Here is a 3,050-nt window from a genome sequence, read left to right on the forward strand (position 1 = left end):
GCCGGCGCGCCGCGATGCGCGCCGGGCCGCGCGGACCGTCCCCCGGCCGCGGCGCGGCGGCGCCGGCTCAGCCATCCACCTCCACCACCGCATCCGCCGCGAAGCAGCCCTGCCCGTCCGGCAGCACCAGCAGCGGGTTCACATCCACGCCCGCCAGCCGCGGCCCGGCCGCGACGGCGAAGGCCGACAGCGCCGACAGCGCCCGTGCCAGCGCCGCCACATCCGCCTTCGGCCGCCCGCGCGCGCCGTCCAGCAGCGGGAAGCCGCGCAGGCCGCGGATCATCCGCTCCGCCTCCGCCGCATCGAAGGGGCAGCGCCGGAAGCCGACATCCTTCAGCACCTCGATGAAGACGCCGCCCAGCCCGACCATCGCCACCGGCCCGAAGACCGGGTCGCGCAGCACGCCCAGCGCCATCTCCACGGCACCCTTGATCTGCTTGGCGACCAGCACGCCTTCGATCCGCGCCGCCGGCGCGTGCCGCCGCGCGCGGTCCAGCAGCGTGCCGAAACCCTGGCGCACCGCCGCCGCATCGCCGACATCCAGCAGCACGCCGCCGATCTCGCTCTTGTGCAGGATGTCGGGCGACAGGATCTTGAGGACGACCGGGTAGCCGATGCGGTCGGCCGCCATCACCGCGGCCTCGCTGTCGCTGCACGCATGCTCCGGCACCGCCGGCACGCCGGCCGCGTCCAGCAGCGCCTTGGCCACCGCCTCGCTCGGCGTCGCCGCCGGCAGCGTCACGGCCGGCAGAGACGGGCCCGGCGCGGCGTCCGCCGCGCGGGCGAAGGCGGCGCCGAAGCGGCCCATGGCGGCGATCGCGTTCACCGCCCGCGACGGATCCTCGAAGCAGATCCAGCCATCCGCCTCGTAGTCCCGCACCTTGTTGGGCGCGAGCATGGACATGACCCAGAGCCGGTCGGGATGCGCGGTGCGGACCTTGCGCATCTGCTCCTGCAGGCTCGGCCCCACGCTGCGGCCGGCGGCGGTCTGCGACCAGAAGGACAGGATCGAGGTGTAGCCGCCGTCGCGCGCCACGCTCTCGGCGAACTCGCTGATCAGCGGCAGGTTGTTGGTCACCTGCGCGGTGCAGTCCACCGGGTTGCGCGGCGCGCAGAAGGGCACCAGGCCGCGCAGCCGCGCCTGCGCCTCCTCCGGCATCGGCGGCATCTCCACCCCCGCCTGCTCGGCGGCGTCCGAGATCAGCACGCCCGCCCCGCCCGAGACGGTCAGCACCCCCAGCGTGTTGCGCGCGGGGTAGATGCGCTTCGTCGCGGCATAGGCGATGTCGAGCATCTCCTCGGTCGTGCGGGCGCGCACCACGCCGAACTCGTCCAGCACCGCCTGCGTGACGGTGTCGTCGCCGGCGATGGAGGCGGTGTGCGACTTCGCCGCCGCGCCGCCAAGCTGCGACCGGCCGACCTTCATCATCACGATCGGCTTGCGGTTGCGCCGCGCGAGGTCGAGCGCGGCGATGAATTGCGCGCTCTCGCGGATGCCCTCGGCATAGGCGCAGATCACCTCCACCTCCGGCGCCTGCGCCATCCAGCCCAGCGCATCGCCCAGCGCCACCTCGGCCTCGTTGCCGGTGGTGATGACCACCGGCGCGCCGAGGCCGCGGTCGAGCGCGGCGGAGAACACATGCGTGCCATAGGCGCCGGATTGCGAGACGATCCCGATATTCCCCGGGATGGGGAAGCCCTTCTCGAAGCTGGCGGTGAAGGTGCCGTAGAAGCGGATGCTGTCGTTGAACACGCCGAGGCAGTTGGGCCCGAGCATGCGGATGCCGTGGCCGCGCGCCACCGCCGTCAGGCGGTCCTGCGCGGCGGCGCCGGCCTCGTCCATCTCGGCGAAGCCAGCGGAGAAGACGATGACCGCGCGGCAGCCCTTGCGGCCCAGCGCATCCAGCGTCGGCGTCACCTGGTCGGCGGGCACGGCGATGATCGCGACGTCGGGCGCGGCCGGCAGCGCCTCGACCGCGGCGAAGGCGGGCAATCCCTGCACCGTCGCCCGCTTCGGGTTCACCGGCCAGAGCGCGCCGTCGAAGCCGCGCTCCTTCATGTAGGCGATGGGCCGGCCGCCGATCCGGGCCGGTTCGTCGGATGCGCCGATGACGGCAACCGAACGCGGCCGCACCAGCGCATCCAGCGATGCGAAGCCGGCATTCGCCGGCGCGGCAACCGCAGTCATGGATGTCTCCCCCAGCATCACTCCGGCCGCACCCTGCGGGAGAGGGGCGGCCTCAGCAAGGGGGCCGGCGGCCGGGTGCGGGGGCCGGGGCGGCCGCGCGGCGGCGGCCGCTCACGCCTCCTCCTCGTCCTCCTCGTCGTCGAGATCCTCGAGGTCGTCGTCGTCGAGATCCTCGTCGTCGTCGTCGTCTTCGTCCTCGTCCTCGTCGAGGTCCTCGTCGTCGTCCTCGTCCTCGTCGAACTCGTCGTCGTCATCGTCGAGGTCGTCGTCGTCGTCCTCGCCCTCGCCGCCCAGGACGATGGGGCGGACCGGCTGCGGCGATGCGGCGAAGAGGCTCTCGGCCTCGGTATCCAGGTGGCGATGGGCCATGCTTGCTCCTCCGGGCCGATCAACGCTCGAACGGCAGTCGGCCCTGGCGGGCCGCATGCAGAACTGCGTGACATGATCCGGCGCCGGCCGGCAAGCGCGGCGGCGTGGCGCCGCCGCCACGCCGCGCGGGGGCCCGCGTCAGCCCTGGGCGTCGGGCGGCAGCACCATGCAGGCGCCCTTGCGCTTCAGCCGCTCGCAGGCCGCCTGCGCCGCCGGCTGGGTCAGCCCGGTGACGCGGGCGCGGAACAGGGTGGCGCGGCCGGCGCCCACCGGATGCACGGCGGTCCGCCCGCCGGCGATGTCCTGCGCCGCCGCTGCGGCGTCGCGGGCCTGCGCCTGGCTGGCGAAGGCGCCCACCTGGACCGCCCAGGCACCGCCCAGAGCAAGCACCGGGGTCGCGGCCGGGGCGGGGCCGCGCGCCACGGTCTGCCGCAGCGCCGGCGGCAGGGTGCCGGCCTGGGCGGTGTTGAACACCCCGAAGCCGGGCCGCGCC

General features: G+C 74.6%; 3 protein-coding genes. All 3 read right to left on the reverse strand.

Annotated elements, in window-relative coordinates:
- Nucleotides 1-67 precede the first annotated feature (67 nt).
- On the reverse strand, nucleotides 68-2,188 hold the full coding sequence (locus E2C05_RS30345) for an acetate--CoA ligase family protein (protein ID WP_133223340.1): 2,121 nt from the start codon (nucleotides 2,186-2,188) through the stop codon (nucleotides 68-70).
- A 111-nt stretch (nucleotides 2,189-2,299) separates the two neighbouring features.
- The gene (locus E2C05_RS34115; RefSeq protein WP_192912552.1) at nucleotides 2,300-2,557 is read right to left on the reverse strand and encodes a hypothetical protein; all 258 of its coding nucleotides are present in this window, start codon (nucleotides 2,555-2,557) and stop codon (nucleotides 2,300-2,302) included.
- Between the two features lie 138 nt (nucleotides 2,558-2,695).
- A partial coding sequence (locus tag E2C05_RS30355; protein WP_192912553.1) for an SPOR domain-containing protein occupies nucleotides 2,696-3,050 on the reverse strand: 355 nt, incomplete at its 5' end.

It is taken from the genome of Paracraurococcus ruber (assembly GCF_004353985.1).
Taxonomy (GTDB): domain Bacteria; phylum Pseudomonadota; class Alphaproteobacteria; order Acetobacterales; family Acetobacteraceae; genus Paracraurococcus; species Paracraurococcus ruber.

What these genes read in the sequence shown, in the direction of transcription:
- E2C05_RS30345 (WP_133223340.1), bottom strand. Translation starts at nt 2,188, where the DNA reads ATGACTGCGGTTGCCGCGCCGGCGAATGCCGGCTTCGCATCGCTGGAT.
- E2C05_RS34115 (WP_192912552.1), bottom strand. Translation starts at nt 2,557, where the DNA reads ATGGCCCATCGCCACCTGGATACCGAGGCCGAGAGCCTCTTCGCCGCA.